Raw genomic sequence first — 18,403 nt, forward strand, 5'->3', positions numbered from 1 at the left:
ATAAACATTCTTTTACTACATAATGTAAGTTTTATGTTAATTTTTTAACAGTTTTTTATGGTCAGTAGTTATAGAATTATCTTTCATTGAAAAAAGCATCGTATGTGGTAAATTTGCAAGATGAAAACATAAACCCTTCCCCCTCCGCTATCATCAAATTAAGCAACGACGGAAAGGTGAAGGTTATCCGGGAATAAGAATGGCGAAGGAATTCCATACAGAGGCAATACAACATCCTATTTTTACACTTATTGGCGAAGCTTCAGATGAGTTGGGCGTGGACGCTTATGTCATCGGTGGTTTTGTGCGCGATTTCTTTCTAAAAAGGGGTACTCCAAAGGATATTGATATTGTTGCCATCGGTAGCGGAATAGCGTTGGCCAAAAAAGTAGCCTCCAAACTACAGGGGAAACCGGAGATTTCGGTTTTCAAGAACTTTGGAACGGCCATGATCAAGCACAAGGATTTGGAATTGGAGTTTGTGGGTGCCCGAAAAGAAAGTTACAATCGTGATAGCCGAAAACCCATTGTAGAGGACGGCACCTTGGAAGATGACCAAAACCGTCGGGATTTTACCATAAATGCCATGGCATTGGCATTGAACCGTGCCAATTTCGGTGAACTTTTGGACCCTTTTGATGGGTTGGCAGATTTGGACCGAAAAATTATCCGTACACCTTTGGAGCCGGGCATCACGTATTCAGATGATCCCTTACGGATGATGCGTGCCATCCGATTTGCCACACAATTGCATTTTACGATTGAACTGAAATCACTACAAGCCATTACGGAAAACAAAGAACGCATCAAAATAGTTTCCAAGGAACGGATCGTCGACGAACTTCACAAAATTTTGATGAGTTCCAAACCATCCGTGGGTTTCAAATTGATGCACCAAACCGGCCTGCTACCATTGATTCTTCCTGAACTGACCGATTTGCAAGGCATCGAGGAAAAAGAAGGGCAGCGCCATAAGGACAATTTTTGGCATACGTTGGAAGTAGTGGACAATATCGCCGAAACCACTGACAACCTTTGGTTGCGCTGGGCCGCATTGTTGCACGATATAGGAAAGGCGCCCACTAAAAAGTTCCACAAAAAAATTGGTTGGACTTTCCATGCACATGAGTTCGTGGGAGCAAAAATGGTGTACAAACTATTCAAAAGGCTGCGAATGCCTTTGAACGAGAAAATGAAATTCGTTCAGAAAATGGTGTTGATGAGTTCCCGACCCATCATTCTCTCCGAAGAACACGTAACAGATTCCGCGGTTAGGCGATTGGTCTTTGATGCTGGTGATTTTGTAGAAGACCTTATGACCTTGTGCGAGGCTGACATCACGACCAAAAATCCGAAAAAACAGAAAAAGTATAAGAACAATTTTAAGATTGTCCGCCAAAAAATAGTCGAGGTCGAGGAACGGGACCATATCCGAAACTTTCAGCCTCCTGTTTCCGGTGAAGAAATCATGAAAACCTTCAATCTAAAACCTTCCAAAGAGATAGGCATCATCAAAGATGCAATCAAAGAAGCCATTTTAGAGGGTGAAATCCCGAACGAATATGAAGCTGCCTACGATTTTATGTTGAAAAAAGGCAGGAAAATGAACCTAAAAGTCCATTCCGAATGAAGAAGAACAAATATGTAGTGTATTGGTTGTTAACAGGGTGCTTGCTAATTTTTGTTATGGTTTTGGTGGGAGGCATTACACGATTGACCCATTCCGGACTTTCCATTTCGGACTATAAGTTGATTCAGGGCACCATTCCGCCAATGAACGAGCAGGAATGGCAAGAAGCCTTTGAGCTTTACAAACAATATCCCGAGTACCAAAAACTAAACTATCATTTTGGGATAGAGGAATTTAAGGACATCTACTTCTGGGAATGGCTGCATAGGGTGATTGGAAGATTTATTGGGGTGGTATTCATTTTGCCGTTCCTTTACTTTTTAGCGACCAAAAAATTGGACCGTCCCACCATCAAAAAATGTTTGATTTTACTCTTTATGGGCGGATTCCAAGGCTTTTTGGGCTGGTATATGGTCAAAAGTGGCCTTGTGGACCGTCCCGATGTGTCCCATTATAGATTGGCAGCACACTTGACCACAGCCTTCCTCACTTTTGCCTATAGTTTATGGGTGGCTTTGGACCTTATCTATCCAGACCGAAAAGCAATCAATATAAAAATCAGGAATTTGATTCGGGTTGGACTTGTGCTCTTGTTGATACAGATTATCTGGGGTGCCTTTGTGGCAGGCTTGGATGCAGGTTTTATACACAACCATTGGCCCTTGATGAGCGATGGCAAACTGATGCACGAAACCGTGTACATTGAGCAACAACGCGTCATCAAAAACTTTTATGAAGGGAAAAGCGGCGTACAATTTGTACACCGATACCTAGCTTATGTTGTAGTTGGTTTTATTGCATTGATTTGGTACAGAACACGTAAAATACAGACAAGTTCATTACAGGAAAAGGGATTAAAAGCTTTATTGGCATTGGTCTTTGTTCAATTTTTATTGGGTGTGCTCACGCTGATTTACGCTGTGCCACTTTGGTTGGGAGTCGCGCATCAAATTGGGGCGTTTTTCCTATTGGCAGCAATGACTTTTACCTTGCACAGGTTCGCCAAATAAGGTCTATTATTGTACCTTTGTGCCCACTTTAAAATTTGATGGATGATTTATAAAATCAGGATAATACTTGATGCTGAGGAAGATATCTTTCGCGATATCGAAATTGAGGACCAAAGCAATTTGGAGGATTTCCACAATGCCATAACACAAGCTTTTGGTTTTGAGGGGAGCGAGATGGCCTCGTTTTATACCTGTGATGAAGAATGGAACCAAGACGAGGAGATAGCGCTTTTTGATATGAGTGAGAGCGGTTCCGATATCCGATTGATGAACGAAACCACTTTGGGCGATGTAATGACCGAAAACGACCCAAAGCTGATTTACGTGTACGACTTTTTTAGCATGTGGACCTTTTTTGTGGAACTTGCCGATATTGTGGAAAAAGAAGACGGCCGGGTCTATCCGAACCTACTGTTTACCTTTGGGGAACTTCCCGATGCCCCACCAGAGAAGCAATTTGAAGCAAAACCAAGCGATGACGAAGGGGATTTTGACGATCTATTAGATCGTTACAATGATATGGATTTTGACGAAAACTGGAATTGAAAGAACACTTGACCTAAGTTTTAACCACTAATACTTCACCTAAAAATGCTAAACCTATATTCCGCCCAAATCGAGAGCATTTCGCTTCATCGTGTTGGCAATAAAAGTAAAAATGAATCTGCCTTTTTATCCGCTGAGCCTTTTTCGTTGAACGATGAAATGTCAGGGCTTTTAAAGGAATATTTCTTCAAGCCATTCAGGGAAAAGGAGGAAAACTATTATAAATTTAGCCACGAGGTGGATTTGGAGTTCAATGAGGTTTGCACCGCGGTAACAGGAATTTTCGAAAATCCGTCCGATAACCATAGGTTGTCCAAAAAAATAACCACGCACCTGTACGAACAATCCAACCACCCGCATATAAAAAGTGGGGAAGTTTATGTAGTGCACTTTTCGGATATGGTCATTGATAACCAAAAAACGGATGCCGTCGGTATTTTTAAAAGCGAATTAAAACACGATTTCCTTCAATTTGAAGAAAAAGAGCACAACTTGGAAATCTTGATTCGACAAGGAATCAACATCAACAAACTGGACAAGGGCTGTATTGTGTTCAACGTGAGCAAGGAAGAAGGTTACAAAGTGCTTTCAGTGGACAGTAACCGATACGATGCAAAATATTGGTTGGAAAACTTTTTGGGGGTGGCCCCGTTGACGGATGAAAACTTTTACACCAAGAATTACCTTAAATTCTGTCAAAACTTTGCCAAGGACGTTGTTCTTCCTGCCGAGGACAAGCAACAGGAAGTAATGTTTATGAACCGTGCGGTAAACCACTTTGCCAAAAACGACAATTTTGAGGAGACCTCATTTTTGAACGAGGTAATGGAAAACCCGGAATTGATTCCAGAATTCAAGCATTACAAAGTTGAAAAAGGTCCAAAATACAGCATTGAGGACGTTTCCAATTTTGATATTGCCAACAAGGCGGTGAGCGATGCTCGAAAGAAGATCAAGAATGTCATCAACTTAGACACCAATATTCAAATTAAGATGGATTTCATCAACCCGGAATCCGCGGAAAAATTTGTGGAAAAAGGTTGGGATGAAGAAAGACAGATGTATTACTATCTTGTTTATTTCAACAAAGAGCAAAAGAGTTAGAATTTCTTCTCTATAATCTCTCGCATACTTACATCTTCGTAATTTCGCTTTACAAAATCCAGGGCGTGGATCAATACCTCTCCCATAGTTTTGCTGTCCCTAAAATTAATATCGCCCGTTAGCTCCAACAATTGGGTTTTCAACATTTCCATATTTTCTGTAGGGGCAATAGTATCTTCTTTGCACACATCCAATAGTCTTTTAAGCCGTCGCCCCCAACTCAATATTCTTTTTGCGATAATGGATCGTTCCTCCACAATGTATTGGTTTACAGAGTCTATGGTCAACTTACTCTGCACCAAATCCACCATAACCTTGTTCTCCTTAAAGAATTGGGGGCGGTAGACCTTTATTTTCCCTTCGTAACATTGTTGGTCAAAATCAATGGCCCTGATTTTATAGACCACACTATCAAAATCGTGGGTCGGCACGATCACGTAGTTGTAGGATCGCATATCACCCAGCAAACGAATCATACACCGTTCGTTGAACTTCACAAACTCCTTCGCAATCTGCGCTTTGTCAAATTCCGAACATTCTGGCAGGTTTTTTTTAAAGAACACATCTCCTGGGATGCCAACAATATGTTCCTCGATCAATGTGTTTTCATAAATGACAAAATTGAGGTTGTACGGGGAGAGCATGTGTTCCAATTCCAGCCCGTACACACGGGAGGCATCGGTCTTTTTCACGTACAACAGGGTATAGTTGTCGTTTAAAATGTTACGCACCTTGATCCTGAAGGGTTTTGAGTTCCCAAAAGTGCAATAATCCACATAGTCCACATTCAAATACGGGAAGATGGAGTCGCTACCATCGGAAACAAAATTGGAATAGACCCGTTTTAGCGCCAAGTCGATTTCATCCCGGTCAAACTCCGGATAGAACACCCGTACCCAAAGGGTATCTTCGTCGTTGGCATCATATACGGCAACACTTCCCGAGAACCGGAGCAAATCATCATAATGGATGGGAATCTCGATTTTCCGGTTGTAGTATTTCAAATATTCGTCCAGCTCCTTGCTTATGGGATAGGCAGGTTTCTTTTTCGACATCAACTTTTCTTCCGACATTGTATTCGATTATTTTGTAACAAATTGCAATATACTTCGTCAAGTTAGTATAAACCATTCAAAAAAACGACAGCATATCTTGGAAACAATACTAAACGTTAATCATCTTACCAAAAAATTTGGTTACCTCACCGCCGTAAAAGACCTTTCCTTTACCATAGAAAAAGGAAATGTTTACGGCATTTTGGGACCCAACGGAAGCGGTAAATCCACCACATTGGGCATTATCCTCAATGTAGTGAACCGCACTTCTGGTGATTTCAGCTGGTTCGATGGCACCATGTCCACGCACGAAGCTCTTAAAAAGGTAGGCGCCATCATCGAACGCCCCAACTTTTACCCATATATGAACGCCATCCAGAATTTACGTTTGGTTTGTAAGATCAAGGATGTTCCCGAGACCAAGATTCAGGAAAAACTGGAACTGGTTGGATTGTGGGATCGTCGCAATAGCAAATTCAAAACCTATTCTTTGGGGATGAAGCAGCGTATGGCCATTGCCTCTGCCCTGCTCAACGATCCTGAAATACTGATATTGGACGAGCCCACCAATGGTCTGGATCCACAGGGAATCCATCAAATTCGGGAAATCATCAAAAAAATTGCAAGTCAAGGTACTACCATTTTATTGGCTTCCCACTTATTGGACGAGGTGGAAAAGGTATGTTCGCACGTTGTCATTCTTCGAAAAGGCGAAAATTTATACTCAGGGCCGGTGGACAGTATGTTGGCCAGTCACGGCTTTTTTGAGCTGAGGTCCAACGATCTAGATCAATTACAGAAATTGCTCGAAAAAAGTGCCAGTTTTGGGAAAATCGAAAATTTTAATGGAACCCTTACCGCTTATTTAAAGGAAGAAATGGATGCCGAAAGTTTAAATAGGATGCTGTTTGATAAAGGGATTACCCTATCACATCTTGTAAAACGAAAAGAAAGCCTCGAAGAACAATTTTTAACCTTGACCAAGAACCAATAATCAAAAACGAATGCTACGTCTTTTACAAATAGAATTTATAAAACTTTGGAACAATAGGGCCAGCAAGGTGCTGATCATCTCTTATTTTGTGCTCCTAACTTCCATTGCGCTTATTGCTGCAATAAAATTTGATATTGGCCCGGTTCAATTTCACTTGGCCGACCAAGGGATTTTTAATTTTCCCTACATCTGGCACTTTAATACCTACGTCACGGCGTTGTTCAAACTGTTTTTGGCCATTGTCATCGTATCGATGATGTCCAACGAATACAGCAACAAAACCATCAAACAAAACTTGATTGATGGATTGTCCAAAAAGGAGTTCATCCTGTCCAAGGTACTTACCGTGATTTCATTCGCATTGATTTCCACGGTATTCGTATTTCTGGTTTCCATGATTCTAGGTCTCATTTATTCAGATTACAACGAAATCTCCATTATCTTCTCCGATATGGAGTTTTTGCCAGCTTTCTTTTTCAAATTGGTGGGTTTTTTCTCCTTCTGCTTGTTTTTGGGAATTTTGGTCAAACGTTCGGCCTTTGCACTAGGTTTTCTCATTCTTTGGACCATTTTGGAACAAGTAGTATTCGGGCTTTTGGGCTGGAAAGTAATGAGCTGGGAAGCAGCCAAAACGGTCAAACGTTTTTTTCCATTGGAATCTATGGCCAACTTGATCAAAGAACCAGTAACAAGACTATCCGCTGTACAGAACATCGGTGAACAGATTGGAGAAAACATGAAATTTGATTACCATGTGTATTGGTACGAGTTTCTAATCGTCATCGTTTGGACAGCCATTTTTATCTATTTATCCTACGCATTATTGAAGAAACGTGATTTGTAGTATCTTGTGAGGTGCACATAATCATGTAAATGCTGAACAGATTATACGTATTGTTGGTTCTTTTGATGGGCATATCGACCTATGCCCAGGAATGCCCCAATATGTTATTCCCGGCGGATGGCGTCACCAATATTCCTTTGGATGCCACTATTGATTGGGAAACCGTGGATGACGTACCATCCTACAACATTACTTTGGGCACCACACCGGGTGGGGATGACATCTTGACCTCTCAATTTGCCAGTAGCTCCTCCTACACCCCAGCTCTTGGGTTACCGGCCAACACCACAATTTATGTGACCATTACCTTGTTTTTTTTCGATAAGCCCAACATAACCTGCCCCAGCACCAGCTTTACCACGGAGCCGTTGACCGCCATTCCCGATTGTACCCAGCTCACCAACCCATCGGATATGGCCGTGGATGTCAATCCCAACACAAATATCTCATGGAACTATGTTTATGGGGCTGAAGGCTATCGGTTGAGCTTAGGAACCACTCCCGGGGGGGCGGAGCTATTGAATAATTTCGATGTCCAAAACACATTGACCTATAACCCAACTTTTGAACTTCCTGCAGAGTCAACCATTTACGCCACCGTAGTCCCCTACAATTCATTGGGTGCGGCAATGGGATGCACCTACCAGCAGTTTACGACACGAGCCCCATCGGCCCTACCGGATTGTACAACAATCATATATCCACAAAACGGGGAGACCAATGTGCCCCTATCTCCATTTTTGGAATGGTCTGCCGTATCCGATGCCACAGGATACATCGTTACCATTGGCACCACACCCGAAGGAAGTGATATTTTGGAAGAAGGTACTTTCTATACCAACTCGACTCCAGTGGTTAATTTTGAGCCCAACAAGACTTTTTTTATCACCATCGTTCCTTTTAATGATGCAGGGCGGGCAGAAGGCTGTACTCAAACAAGTTTTACGACCCTTTTAGGTTGTGGCCCTTATTTGGATTTTGATACAGGGGAGTATGTTACCATAAATCCTGAAATTGATTTTCCCAATACTATTTCCACCTGTGAGAACGAAGGACCGCTCACCATAGTTTCAACCGATGAAGCCGAAGGTTTTCGATGGTACCGGATAGATCAATTCGGCAATGAAACTTTGATTTCATCCAACAGAGAAGTGACCATTACCGAAAACGGTCAATATCGATACGAAGCCTACAATACGGTAAATCAAAGTGGAAACACTATTGAATGCCCCTCTTCCAAAATATTCGAAGTGGTATCCTCCGAAATTCCCACTATTGATGGAATTCGACCAGAAAGTTTCAACGGAAACCTATCTTTAGTTGTCAATGTATCCGGCAATGGGGATTATGAGTATGCCATTGATAATATTGATGGACCCTACACGGACAATAACACCTTTGAAAATATAGCGCCTGGAAACCATACCATTTATGTCCGCGACAAAAATGGCTGTGGGATCGCCGAAAAAGAATTCACTCAAAACCTCACGGTGGAAGGTTTTCCGAAGTTTTTTACCCCCAATGGAGATAACATCAACGATTATTGGCAATTTATCCAACCCAAAAGTTCCGAACCCGTACTTTTCCGAAGCATTCGAATCTTTGATCGATACGGTACTTTTTTAAAGCAAATTTCTCAATATTCACAAGGTTGGGACGGAACGGTTCAAGGGAATCGGTTGCCATCTGGCGATTATTGGTTCGTGGCCGTGAATGATTCGAACCAACAGTTCAAGGGGCATTTTACCCTAAAGCGATAATCCCTTCTTTTTGCTTCATTTTTGGGGAAGCCTTTAGTATTTTTACGTGATGAAATTTCAGGTAGTATCCGACTTTAAACCTACGGGCGACCAACCCGAAGCCATAAGACAATTGGTAGAGGGCATCGAAACCAAAGCCCAGCACCAAACATTGCTCGGAGTAACCGGGTCGGGCAAAACGTTTACCGTGGCCAATGTAGTGGAATCTGTTCAAAAGCCGACCTTGGTCTTGGCCCACAACAAAACCTTGGCAGCGCAGCTGTATTCGGAATTCAAGCAGTTTTTCCCAAACAACGCGGTAGAATACTTTGTGTCCTACTACGATTATTATCAGCCCGAAGCCTATATTCCAACCAGCGGACTTTACATTGAAAAAGACCTCTCCATAAACGAGGATATTGAAAAACTGCGTTTGAGCACCACCTCCTCCCTCCTGTCGGGACGACGGGATGTACTTGTGGTAGCCTCCGTTTCGTGCTTGTACGGTATCGGAAACCCGATTGAGTTCCAAAAAAACGTAATCACCATACATAGAGACCAAGTCATTTCCAGAACCAAGTTTCTAAAACAGTTGGTGCAGAGCTTGTATGCGCGGACCACCGCAGATTTTAGGAATGGAAATTTTAGGGTTAAAGGTGATGTGGTCGATGTTTTCCCCGGATATGCAGATCATGCCTTTCGCATTCATTTTTTTGGAGATGAAATTGAGGAAATCGAAGCACTGGACCCGTACAACAACAAAGTCATCGAGATCTATGAAACCTTGAACATTTATCCTGCCAATATGTTCGTTACCTCTCCGGATGTGCTGCAAAATGCCATCAAGGAGATTCAGGACGATTTAGTGACGCAGATAGATTATTTCAAAGAAATAGGCCGTCCTCTTGAAGCAAAACGCTTGGAAGAGCGCACCAATTTTGATTTGGAGATGATCCGCGAACTGGGCTACTGTTCTGGAATCGAGAATTATTCACGCTATTTGGATGGAAGAAAACCAGGAACTAGACCTTTCTGTTTGCTCGATTATTTCCCGGATGACTACCTGATGGTGATTGATGAAAGCCACGTGACCATTCCACAAGTGCATGCGATGTACGGGGGAGATCGTTCCAGAAAGGAAAATTTGGTGGAATACGGCTTCCGCTTGCCCGCGGCCATGGACAACCGTCCGTTAAAGTTTGAAGAGTTTGAAGCCCTGCAAAACCAGGTGCTCTACGTTAGCGCCACACCGGCCGATTACGAATTGGAATTGAGTGAGGGTGTTTATGTGGAGCAAATTATTCGTCCCACAGGTTTGCTGGATCCGGTTATTGAAGTACGACCCAGCGAAAACCAGATTGATGATTTGGTAGAAGAGATTCAGCAGCGTGTGGAGCTGGACGAACGCACACTGGTGACCACGCTTACCAAACGAATGGCCGAGGAGCTTACTAAATATCTGTCCCGAATTGATGTTCGCTGTCGTTACATCCACAGTGATGTGGACACCTTGGAGCGGGTGGAGATCATGCAAGACCTGCGAAAAGGACTCTTTGATGTACTTATCGGGGTGAACCTTTTGCGTGAAGGTTTGGATTTGCCCGAAGTATCGCTTGTGGCCATTCTAGATGCAGACAAGGAAGGTTTTTTACGCAGCAACCGTTCATTGACTCAGACGGTGGGTCGTGCAGCTCGAAACCTCAACGGAAAGGCCATTATGTATGCGGACAAAATTACCGAAAGCATGCAAAAAACCATTGACGAAACCAACTATCGTCGTGACAAACAAATTTCCTACAATAAGGAAAACAACATCACCCCAACGGCCTTAAAGAAAAATCTGGACAGTGCTTTGGCCAAAAATTCGGTCTCTACCTATCATTTCCAGAAAGAAGAGTTGCGTGCGGCTGAACCAGATCTGAAATACATCACCGAAGACCAAAAGGAGAAAATGATCCGAGATAAAAGGAAAGCTATGGAAAAAGCTGCCAAGGAACTCAACTTTATGGAGGCGGCCAAGCTCCGTGACGAGATCAAAATGCTTCAGGAAAAAGAATGAAAAAAAGCGCGCCCCCGCAAGTGCAGGGGCGCGCCTCAAACTAACCAACTAATCCAACCATCATGAAACACCTATAGTTGGTGTTCTAATGTTTTATGCGATTTCAATCAATCGTTTTGGTTTTGGCAATGCCTCTTGTTTTTTGGGCAATGTCAATTTCAATATTCCATCTTCGTACTTGGCGTCGATTTTTGACCCATCTACGGTTTCCGGCAATGTGAAGGCTCTTTTAAACGAAGCATAAGAGAATTCCTTTCTGGTATAATTGTCATTCTTCTCTTCGTTTTCGGTCTTGATTTCACTGGAAATGGTCAACACATCGTTATCAACTTCGACTGTGAAATCATCTTTCTTCATCCCTGGAACAGCTAGTTCCAATTCAAATCCTTCAGTATTGTCCTTTATGTTTACAGCAGGCACAGAAGTATTCCACTTTTCTGTTCCACCGAACCAATCAGGGCTTACAAAATCGTTCATCAAGGATGGAAAAAACAGGTTGTTTCTTTTTACTATACTCATGGCGATTCAATTTTAGTTAAACATTTAAATCACTTATATAAAGACAAAACTTATACCAATAGAACAAACATGTCTTTTTGACATGTTTTACATTAAAATAGATGTCATTTTGACATTAGTTGTAATGTGCCTTGAAGATATTGATCAGCACATCCGGTGGGACAATCTTGTTGGGGTAGCGGTGCATAATTTCAAGCACCTGACTGATTGCCGCAGGAGGCAACCCCATTTTGAGTCCAATATTATAAAGTGTATTGATTTCCTTTTTATGTTGCTCTTGATCTACGTTCATGAGCAAAATCAGTCTATGGAACTGCACAATCCGCTCTGCTTGTGTTTTTAGCCGGACTTTAGGAGACTTTTCTTTTAGAAGACCATCAAAAACTTCTTTGCTCACATCTAAATTTCGGGCCACTTTCAGCAAAAATTCGTACTCAGATTGCTTTAAGGAATGATCCACCCTTGCAAAGCCGATCATCTCCGAAAGTATGCTCAATTTTTCCTTATATGTACCCATAGACGTCTGGTTCAGGTTCGCAATCCTAACTAGATAACTCCAAAACACCTTGTTTTAGTACATAAAAAAGCCCTGAATTTCAGGGCTTTTTTCCAACTAACTCAAACAATTCCCGTTTTTAAGCGGTAATCCGTACCGGAAGTTTGTAAACTCTACCTGGGGCTACATTGTCCAATTCCACCTTTTGGTAGTTCAAACGAGTTTTTACAAAACCTTCCAAAATTTCATCTTTCGTTTCTACGGAAAGTACTACCAATTCACCTTTTTCACTTACAATGAAACGAACTTCGGCGGTCATTTCCTTGTAATCCGCATTGAATTGATTTTCTTTCAACATTTCATAAATCTGACCGGAAAGATTGTTTTCTTTGGTCCCTTTTTTTCCTTCGATTGCAAAGGCGCTCATAGTAGCAAATAATGCGAACGCCACTGAAACAGTTTTGAATTTTCTCATGATTTTGTTTTTTGATTAAAAATTGATGATTAACGATATGCCAATATTTAGACTTGATTAACGGTCCTTTTTAATGACACTACAAAAATAAGACGATTAAAAAGTTAAATTGTTACACTTTGAGTCGATTTAACAAATGTTTAAAGTCCTTAACCTTGGGCTAATAATACTATTTTCATCAGGATAAAAACTTTACATTAAGGATTTAAAGAAGAAGCATCTCATAATGAAAGAAGTAGGGAAATCCATGAAATAAACATAATAAAATATGCTTTTGAAGCTGGCACAATAAAAAAAGGCAACACTTTTACGTATTGCCCTTTGAATATTTATTATGGTAAATTGAGCTTAGCTCAAAACTTCTTCCACTTTATCCGCAGCTTCTTTAAACTGTACAGCTGAGTGTACCGCCAAACCTGAGTTGTCGATAATTTCTTTAGCCAACTCCGCGTTGGTTCCTTGCAACCTTACGATAATTGGCACCTGTATGGCATCCCCCATATTTTTATAGGCATCCACAACACCTTGAGCGACACGGTCGCAACGTACGATACCCCCAAAAATATTGATAAGTATCGCCTTTACGTTTGAATCTTTGAGGATGATACGAAAAGCCTCTTCCACCCTTTTGGCATCGGCTGTACCACCAACGTCCAAAAAGTTTGCGGGTTCACCGCCCGCCATTTTAATCAAGTCCATGGTGGCCATTGCCAATCCGGCTCCGTTTACCATACAACCCACGTTACCGTCCAAATCAACATAGTTTAATCCAACTTCGCGAGCTTCAACCTCAATTGGGTTCTCTTCGCGCAAATCACGCATTTCCGCATATGCTTTTCGTCTGTAAAGGGCATTGTCATCAATGGACACTTTGGCATCAACTGCCATAATTTTATCATCTGAAGTCTTTAAGACCGGATTGATCTCAAAAAGACTGGAATCGCTTTCAACGTAAGCTTTGTACAAAGACATTACGAACTTTACCATTTCTTTGAACGCAGTACCGGAAAGACCCAAGTTAAAGGCAATCCTTCTTGCCTGAAAAGGCAATAGACCTAATCCAGGGTCTACTTCTTCGGTAAATATCAAATGTGGGGTTTTCTCCGCCACTTCTTCGATATCCATACCGCCTTCGGTAGAATACATGATCATATTTTTAGCCGTTCCCCTGTTCAAAAGAACAGACATATAAAATTCGCTGGTCTCACTGTCACCGGGATAGTAAACATCTTCGGCCACTAAGACTTGGTGTACTCTTTTACCTTCGGCGGATGTTTGCGGGGTAACAAGGTTCATACCTATAATGTTACCTGCTATTTCTTCAACTTCTTTCAAGTTTTTAGCCAATTTTACACCACCGCCCTTACCACGGCCACCTGCATGTACCTGTGCTTTGATGACGTGCCATCCGGTTCCGGTTTCTTCTGTAAGTTGTTTTGCGGCATCTACCGCTTCCTTGGCGTTGTGGGCAACAATTCCCCTTTGGATTCTAACACCAAAACTGGCTAAAATCTCTTTTCCTTGATATTCGTGAAGATTCATCTGTGAATTTTACTTTTGTTTGCAGACAAAAATAGAAAACACCGCTGACAAATTGAAGGTGTTAAATGATTAATTAGCGATAAGTGCGAAGAAAATGGCTCTTTCACTTAAATGAAACGCTACAATTTGAAATCTTGAAAGTCCAAGGGATCAAAATTTTTAAAATGACCGTTCATTTCAATGACTTCCTTAGTACGGTTTACCTCGCTAAGGACATTGGTGGTTGCTTCCAAATGCTTTTTGATAAAATGTAAACGGTCGGTTTCTTTGGTCATCAGTAATAATTCATATTCTTGTTCAAAGGAAAGTCCCATTTTATGTGCCAAGGAATAACTATTGAACTGTTTGGGCGATGTTTTGGTGAAGGGGACATCCATAATATCGTACAGAGTTTCCAACCGTTGAAGCACCTCTTCCCTTAAACTTTCATCAGCATCGTTTTCCATCTCCAAAAATTCAACTTTTCCACCTGCATACAACTTGCCTTCCATTTGGTGCTCAAAATGCAGCACCTTAAAAACTTGACGTGCCACGCATACTACGTCCATCTCCCCAGATTCGTAGGTATTCACCACTTCTACCAATTGCACCTCCGTCCCATGCGAAATTGTATTGTTAATAAATACAGGTATGCCAAAGGTCAACGCCTCCTTTCTACAATCTTTTATGAGCTGTTTATAACGGTCTTCAAAAATATGTAAAGGAACCGTTTCACCTGGGTAAAACACCGACTGCAATGGGAATAATGGTAGCTTCATTATTGCATTTTTTCTAAAAATACATATCAAAACCTAAAGTCACAACCTTTACTTTTAAATCAATGTTGCAAATAAAACAACTTGTTATATTTTGATAAAAAATTTAGATTTCTTGTCTGTATGTCCAACAAAACCTAGTTTTGCTTAAAATATTGGTTTCATATGAATTCTAAGGACTTACTTCAGCTTACAGAACAATTTGACGCACCACTTTATGTATATGATGCAGATAAAATCACTTCGCAATATAAAAAATTGACCAGTGCTTTTAAAGGTGTTCCCAATCTTAAGTTGAACTATGCGGCCAAAGCATTGTCCAATGTAAGCATTCTTAGATTGTTGAACAGTTTGGGCAGTGGGTTGGATACCGTATCCATTCAAGAAGTAAAACTTGGGCTTTTGGCTGGTTTTAAGCCGGAGTCCATCATTTTTACGCCCAACGGTGTTTCTTTGGAAGAAATTGAGGAAGCTGCCGCACTAGGTGTACAGGTAAATATTGACAACCTATCCATTTTGGAGCAGTTTGGGAGCAAGCATCCCGATATTCCCGTTTGTATCCGTATTAATCCGCACGTGATGGCTGGAGGAAACTCCAATATTTCTGTGGGGCATATCGATTCCAAGTTCGGTATCAGTGTTCATCAAATTCCGCATTTGTTACGTATCGTGGACTTGACCAATATGAACATCAACGGAATCCATATGCACACCGGTAGTGATATTTTGGATATTGATGTGTTCCTATACGCTTCGGAAATACTTTTTGAAACAGCAAAAAACTTCAAAGATTTGGAGTTTATAGATTTTGGAAGCGGGTTTAAAGTACCTTATAAAGAAGGGGACATCCAAACCAACGTGGACGAATTGGGTAAAAAACTGACCAAAAGATTTAACGAATTCTGCAAAGAATATGGTAGGGAACTTACATTGGCTTTTGAGCCCGGTAAGTTTTTGGTAAGTGAAGCTGGACACTTTTTGGCCAAAGTAAACGTGGTGAAGCAAACTACTTCCACGGTTTTTGCAAGTATCGATTCCGGTTTCAACCATTTGATAAGACCTATGTTGTATGGTTCCAACCATCAAATCATCAATATATCAAATCCCAAAGGAAAAGAACGCTATTACTCTGTTGTTGGCTATATCTGCGAAACGGATACCTTTGGAAGTAACCGCAGAATCAACGAAATATCCGAAGGTGATGTATTGTGCTTTCAAAATGCAGGAGCCTATTGCTTTACCATGGCCAGCAACTATAATTCCAGATACAGACCGGCCGAGGTGCTTTGGTACCAAGGAAAAGCCCATTTAATAAGAAAAAGGGAAACCTTTGATGACATCCTGCACAACCAAGTAGACGTAAAAGAGCTTTTTGAATCACCAAAAAAACAGACCGTTAAGTAACCACAAAGCCCTATCAGACTGTTAAAGTCAATACTTTTTTGGTGCAATTTTCGTTAGTTTTGTAGAAATAGGACGACAATTGTCCTAAAAATCGGAACTATGCGCTCAATTTATACCCAAATCAGCTTGCTTTTTCTTTTATTGGTTGGTGCTACTGCCCACGCTCAAGACATTCAATGGATCTCTTGGGAAAAAGCCGTTGAACTCTCCCAAACCGATGCACAGCCCAAAAAAATATTTGTGGACGTCTATACCGATTGGTGCGGATGGTGCAAAAAAATGGATAAAAACACCTTTCAAAATCCAGAAGTATCCAAATACATGCAGGATAATTTCTACATGGTAAAAATGGATGCTGAAGGTAAAGACCCGATTGAATACCAAGGTAAAACATTCAAGTTTGTTCCCTCGGGACGAAGAGGTTACCACGAATTGGCAGCCGCTTTACTACAGGGCAAAATGAGCTATCCTACGGTAGTTTTCTTGGATGAACAGTTGAATATGCTATCTCCTGTTCCCGGATACCAGCAAGTAGAGCCTTTTATGCAAATCGCCAAATATTTTGGTGATAACATCTACAAGGACAAAGATTGGCAGACGTATGCTGGGAAGTAAATTAATTTCCCAGAGCCTTACCTTATTTTATCTACTATAATTCGGACTTTCTTTGGTAATGGTCACATTGTGCGGGTGACTTTCGTGGATTCCGCTGGATGTAATTTTTACAAACCGTGCATTGTTTTTTAAAGTTTCAATATCGCCGGCGCCACAATAGCCCATACCTGCACGTAGTCCACCAATAAATTGGTGCATGCTTTCCACCAATTCTCCTTTGTAGGGTACACGACCCACAATGCCTTCGGGAACCAATTTTTTGATATCATCCTCAACATCTTGGAAGTAACGGTCCTTGCTACCTTTTTTCATGGCCTCAACTGAGCCCATTCCACGGTACGATTTAAACTTACGCCCTTCGTAAATAATGGTCTCTCCCGGAGATTCTTTGGTACCGGCCAACAAAGAGCCCAACATCACTGTATCGGCACCTGCGGCCAATGCTTTGGGGATATCGCCGGTATAACGGATACCACCATCAGCAATTACGGGAATACCTGTTCCCTTTAATGCGGCAGAAACCTCCAATACTGCGGAAAACTGGGGGAAACCAACACCTGCTACAACACGAGTGGTACAAATGGAACCAGGTCCGATTCCAACCTTAACGGCATCGGCACCCGCATCTACCAAATATTTTGCAGCTTCGGCGGTCGCAATGTTACCTACAACCACCTCCAATTCCGGAAATGACTTTTTAACTTCTTTTAAAATACTGACCACACCTTTGGTGTGCCCGTGGGCCGTATCGATAATAATGGCATCCACACCAGCTTTTACCAATGCTTCGGCCCTATCCACGGCATCGCCGGTAACCCCAATGGCAGCAGCTACGCGCAAACGCCCGTACTGATCTTTATTGGCGATGGGTTTTTGGGTGAGTTTGGTAATGTCTCTAAAAGTGATCAAACCAATAAGCTCATTCTTATCATTGACCACGGGTAATTTTTCAATTTTGTTCTCCTGTAGGATCACTTCAGCCTGTTGCAGCGAGGTACCTTCCGCTACCGTTACCAAATTTTCGGAAGTCATTACATCTGCTATGGGCCTATCTTCATTTTTTTCAAAACGTAGGTCGCGGTTGGTAACAATCCCTATTAATTTATTATTCGCATCCACAATTGGGATTCCGCCAATACTATGTTCTTTCATATTGGCCTTGGCGTCACGCACCACAGATTCCAAAGGAAGCGTAACAGGGTCCATGATCATTCCACTTTCTGCACGCTTTACCTTTCTAACCTTGATTGCCTGCTCCTCAATCGTCATATTTTTGTGAAGAACACCGATTCCACCCTCCCGAGCCATGGCAATGGCCATGCGGGATTCTGTAACCGTATCCATGGCCGCAGAAACGATGGGCACATTAATGGTAATGTTCTTTGTAAATTTTGACTGGATATTGACTTCTCTGGGAAGTACTTCGGAGTATGCCGGCACAAGAAGAACGTCATCGTAGGTTAGTCCTTCTCCAACAATTTTGTTTTGGTGAGCTTCCATTGCAATTACGGATTAATTGCGTGCAAATATACCATTAATTTATTTGAATACCTCGTTATGCCGATAGTACATTTTTTTAGTAATCGGAATTCCATTTATTTATTTAGAATCATTCT

General features: G+C 41.6%; 17 protein-coding genes. 10 read left to right on the top strand and 7 right to left on the bottom strand.

Features of this window, described 5'->3' with window-relative positions:
• The first annotated feature begins 199 nt into the window (after positions 1-199).
• From J4E06_RS00735 to J4E06_RS00750, 4 genes are read left to right on the top strand one after another with little or no spacing between them, the layout of a single operon-like run.
• On the top strand, positions 200-1,630 hold the full coding sequence (locus J4E06_RS00735) for a CCA tRNA nucleotidyltransferase (protein ID WP_349522132.1): 1,431 nt from the start codon (positions 200-202) through the stop codon (positions 1,628-1,630).
• Entirely contained in the window at positions 1,627-2,640 is a 1,014-nt protein-coding gene (locus J4E06_RS00740) for a COX15/CtaA family protein (RefSeq protein ID WP_349522133.1), read from the top strand. The genes J4E06_RS00735 and J4E06_RS00740 overlap by 4 nt, the downstream gene beginning before the upstream one ends.
• A 42-nt stretch (positions 2,641-2,682) precedes the next feature.
• Positions 2,683-3,186, top strand: coding sequence for an IS1096 element passenger TnpR family protein (locus tag J4E06_RS00745; protein ID WP_349522134.1), 504 nt, complete (start codon positions 2,683-2,685; stop codon positions 3,184-3,186).
• Between the two features lie 45 nt (positions 3,187-3,231).
• The gene (locus J4E06_RS00750) at positions 3,232-4,290 is read left to right on the top strand and encodes a nucleoid-associated protein (protein WP_349522135.1); all 1,059 of its coding nucleotides are present in this window, start codon (positions 3,232-3,234) and stop codon (positions 4,288-4,290) included.
• Here J4E06_RS00750 and J4E06_RS00755 read toward each other — a convergent pair.
• On the bottom strand, positions 4,287-5,363 hold the full coding sequence (locus J4E06_RS00755; RefSeq protein ID WP_349522136.1) for a hypothetical protein: 1,077 nt from the start codon (positions 5,361-5,363) through the stop codon (positions 4,287-4,289). The two genes, J4E06_RS00750 and J4E06_RS00755, sit on opposite strands and share 4 nt — an antisense overlap.
• A gap of 79 nt (positions 5,364-5,442) precedes the next feature.
• On the opposite strand from J4E06_RS00755, the gene J4E06_RS00760 reads away from it, so the two are divergent.
• Genes J4E06_RS00760 through uvrB form a run of 4 tightly spaced genes read left to right on the top strand, consistent with a single transcriptional unit; the run spans position 5,443 to position 10,981 of the window.
• Positions 5,443-6,339 carry an ABC transporter ATP-binding protein gene (locus J4E06_RS00760; protein ID WP_349522137.1) on the top strand — a complete coding sequence of 299 codons (897 nt, stop codon included), beginning with the start codon at positions 5,443-5,445 and terminating at the stop codon, positions 6,337-6,339.
• A gap of 10 nt (positions 6,340-6,349) precedes the next feature.
• Positions 6,350-7,183, top strand: a complete 834-nt coding sequence (locus tag J4E06_RS00765; protein WP_349522138.1) for an ABC transporter permease — start codon at positions 6,350-6,352, stop codon at positions 7,181-7,183.
• Positions 7,184-7,212: 29 nt separating this feature from the next.
• Positions 7,213-8,943: a T9SS type B sorting domain-containing protein gene (locus J4E06_RS00770; RefSeq protein ID WP_349522139.1), complete on the top strand. Its 1,731-nt coding sequence runs from the start codon at positions 7,213-7,215 to the stop codon at positions 8,941-8,943.
• Between the two features lie 49 nt (positions 8,944-8,992).
• Entirely contained in the window at positions 8,993-10,981 is a 1,989-nt protein-coding gene (uvrB, locus tag J4E06_RS00775) for an excinuclease ABC subunit UvrB (RefSeq protein ID WP_349522140.1), read from the top strand.
• Between the two features lie 93 nt (positions 10,982-11,074).
• Here the strand turns inward: uvrB and J4E06_RS00780 are convergent, their stop codons facing one another.
• From J4E06_RS00780 to J4E06_RS00800, 5 genes are all read right to left on the bottom strand, one after another.
• Positions 11,075-11,500 carry an Hsp20/alpha crystallin family protein gene (locus J4E06_RS00780; protein ID WP_349522141.1) on the bottom strand — a complete coding sequence of 142 codons (426 nt, stop codon included), beginning with the start codon at positions 11,498-11,500 and terminating at the stop codon, positions 11,075-11,077.
• A gap of 115 nt (positions 11,501-11,615) precedes the next feature.
• Positions 11,616-12,017 carry a TerB family tellurite resistance protein gene (locus J4E06_RS00785; RefSeq protein WP_349522142.1) on the bottom strand — a complete coding sequence of 134 codons (402 nt, stop codon included), beginning with the start codon at positions 12,015-12,017 and terminating at the stop codon, positions 11,616-11,618.
• Positions 12,018-12,135: 118 nt separating this feature from the next.
• Entirely contained in the window at positions 12,136-12,471 is a 336-nt protein-coding gene (locus J4E06_RS00790) for a hypothetical protein (protein ID WP_349522143.1), read from the bottom strand.
• Positions 12,472-12,819: 348 nt separating this feature from the next.
• Complete coding sequence (gene sucC / locus J4E06_RS00795) at positions 12,820-14,013, bottom strand: ADP-forming succinate--CoA ligase subunit beta (RefSeq protein WP_349522144.1); 1,194 nt, start codon at positions 14,011-14,013, stop codon at positions 12,820-12,822.
• A 119-nt stretch (positions 14,014-14,132) separates the two neighbouring features.
• Positions 14,133-14,771: an LON peptidase substrate-binding domain-containing protein gene (locus tag J4E06_RS00800; protein WP_349522145.1), complete on the bottom strand. Its 639-nt coding sequence runs from the start codon at positions 14,769-14,771 to the stop codon at positions 14,133-14,135.
• Positions 14,772-14,933: 162 nt separating this feature from the next.
• Here J4E06_RS00800 and lysA point away from each other — a divergent pair, with 162 nt between their 5' ends.
• The gene (lysA, locus tag J4E06_RS00805) at positions 14,934-16,172 is read left to right on the top strand and encodes a diaminopimelate decarboxylase (RefSeq protein ID WP_349522146.1); all 1,239 of its coding nucleotides are present in this window, start codon (positions 14,934-14,936) and stop codon (positions 16,170-16,172) included.
• Positions 16,173-16,271: 99 nt separating this feature from the next.
• Positions 16,272-16,787: a thioredoxin family protein gene (locus tag J4E06_RS00810; RefSeq protein ID WP_349522147.1), complete on the top strand. Its 516-nt coding sequence runs from the start codon at positions 16,272-16,274 to the stop codon at positions 16,785-16,787.
• A gap of 27 nt (positions 16,788-16,814) precedes the next feature.
• Here the strand turns inward: J4E06_RS00810 and guaB are convergent, their stop codons facing one another.
• Positions 16,815-18,287 (bottom strand): IMP dehydrogenase, encoded by a 1,473-nt coding sequence (gene guaB, locus J4E06_RS00815; RefSeq protein WP_349522148.1) that lies wholly within the window; start codon positions 18,285-18,287, stop codon positions 16,815-16,817.
• Positions 18,288-18,403 lie beyond the last annotated feature (116 nt).

It is taken from the genome of Allomuricauda sp. NFXS6, assembly GCF_040148835.1.
In the GTDB taxonomy this organism is placed as follows: Bacteria; Bacteroidota; Bacteroidia; order Flavobacteriales; family Flavobacteriaceae; genus Flagellimonas.

Coding starts and splice junctions, on each gene's coding strand:
- J4E06_RS00735 (WP_349522132.1), top strand. CDS start 200: ATGGCGAAGGAATTCCATACAGAGGCAATACAACATCCTATTTTTACA.
- J4E06_RS00740 (WP_349522133.1), top strand. CDS start 1,627: ATGAAGAAGAACAAATATGTAGTGTATTGGTTGTTAACAGGGTGCTTG.
- J4E06_RS00745 (WP_349522134.1), top strand. CDS start 2,683: ATGATTTATAAAATCAGGATAATACTTGATGCTGAGGAAGATATCTTT.
- J4E06_RS00750 (WP_349522135.1), top strand. CDS start 3,232: ATGCTAAACCTATATTCCGCCCAAATCGAGAGCATTTCGCTTCATCGT.
- J4E06_RS00755 (WP_349522136.1), bottom strand. CDS start 5,363: ATGTCGGAAGAAAAGTTGATGTCGAAAAAGAAACCTGCCTATCCCATA.
- J4E06_RS00765 (WP_349522138.1), top strand. CDS start 6,350: ATGCTACGTCTTTTACAAATAGAATTTATAAAACTTTGGAACAATAGG.
- J4E06_RS00770 (WP_349522139.1), top strand. CDS start 7,213: ATGCTGAACAGATTATACGTATTGTTGGTTCTTTTGATGGGCATATCG.
- uvrB (WP_349522140.1), top strand. CDS start 8,993: ATGAAATTTCAGGTAGTATCCGACTTTAAACCTACGGGCGACCAACCC.
- J4E06_RS00780 (WP_349522141.1), bottom strand. CDS start 11,500: ATGAGTATAGTAAAAAGAAACAACCTGTTTTTTCCATCCTTGATGAAC.
- J4E06_RS00785 (WP_349522142.1), bottom strand. CDS start 12,017: ATGGGTACATATAAGGAAAAATTGAGCATACTTTCGGAGATGATCGGC.
- J4E06_RS00790 (WP_349522143.1), bottom strand. CDS start 12,471: ATGAGAAAATTCAAAACTGTTTCAGTGGCGTTCGCATTATTTGCTACT.
- sucC (WP_349522144.1), bottom strand. CDS start 14,013: ATGAATCTTCACGAATATCAAGGAAAAGAGATTTTAGCCAGTTTTGGT.
- J4E06_RS00800 (WP_349522145.1), bottom strand. CDS start 14,771: ATGAAGCTACCATTATTCCCATTGCAGTCGGTGTTTTACCCAGGTGAA.
- lysA (WP_349522146.1), top strand. CDS start 14,934: ATGAATTCTAAGGACTTACTTCAGCTTACAGAACAATTTGACGCACCA.
- J4E06_RS00810 (WP_349522147.1), top strand. CDS start 16,272: ATGCGCTCAATTTATACCCAAATCAGCTTGCTTTTTCTTTTATTGGTT.
- guaB (WP_349522148.1), bottom strand. CDS start 18,287: ATGGAAGCTCACCAAAACAAAATTGTTGGAGAAGGACTAACCTACGAT.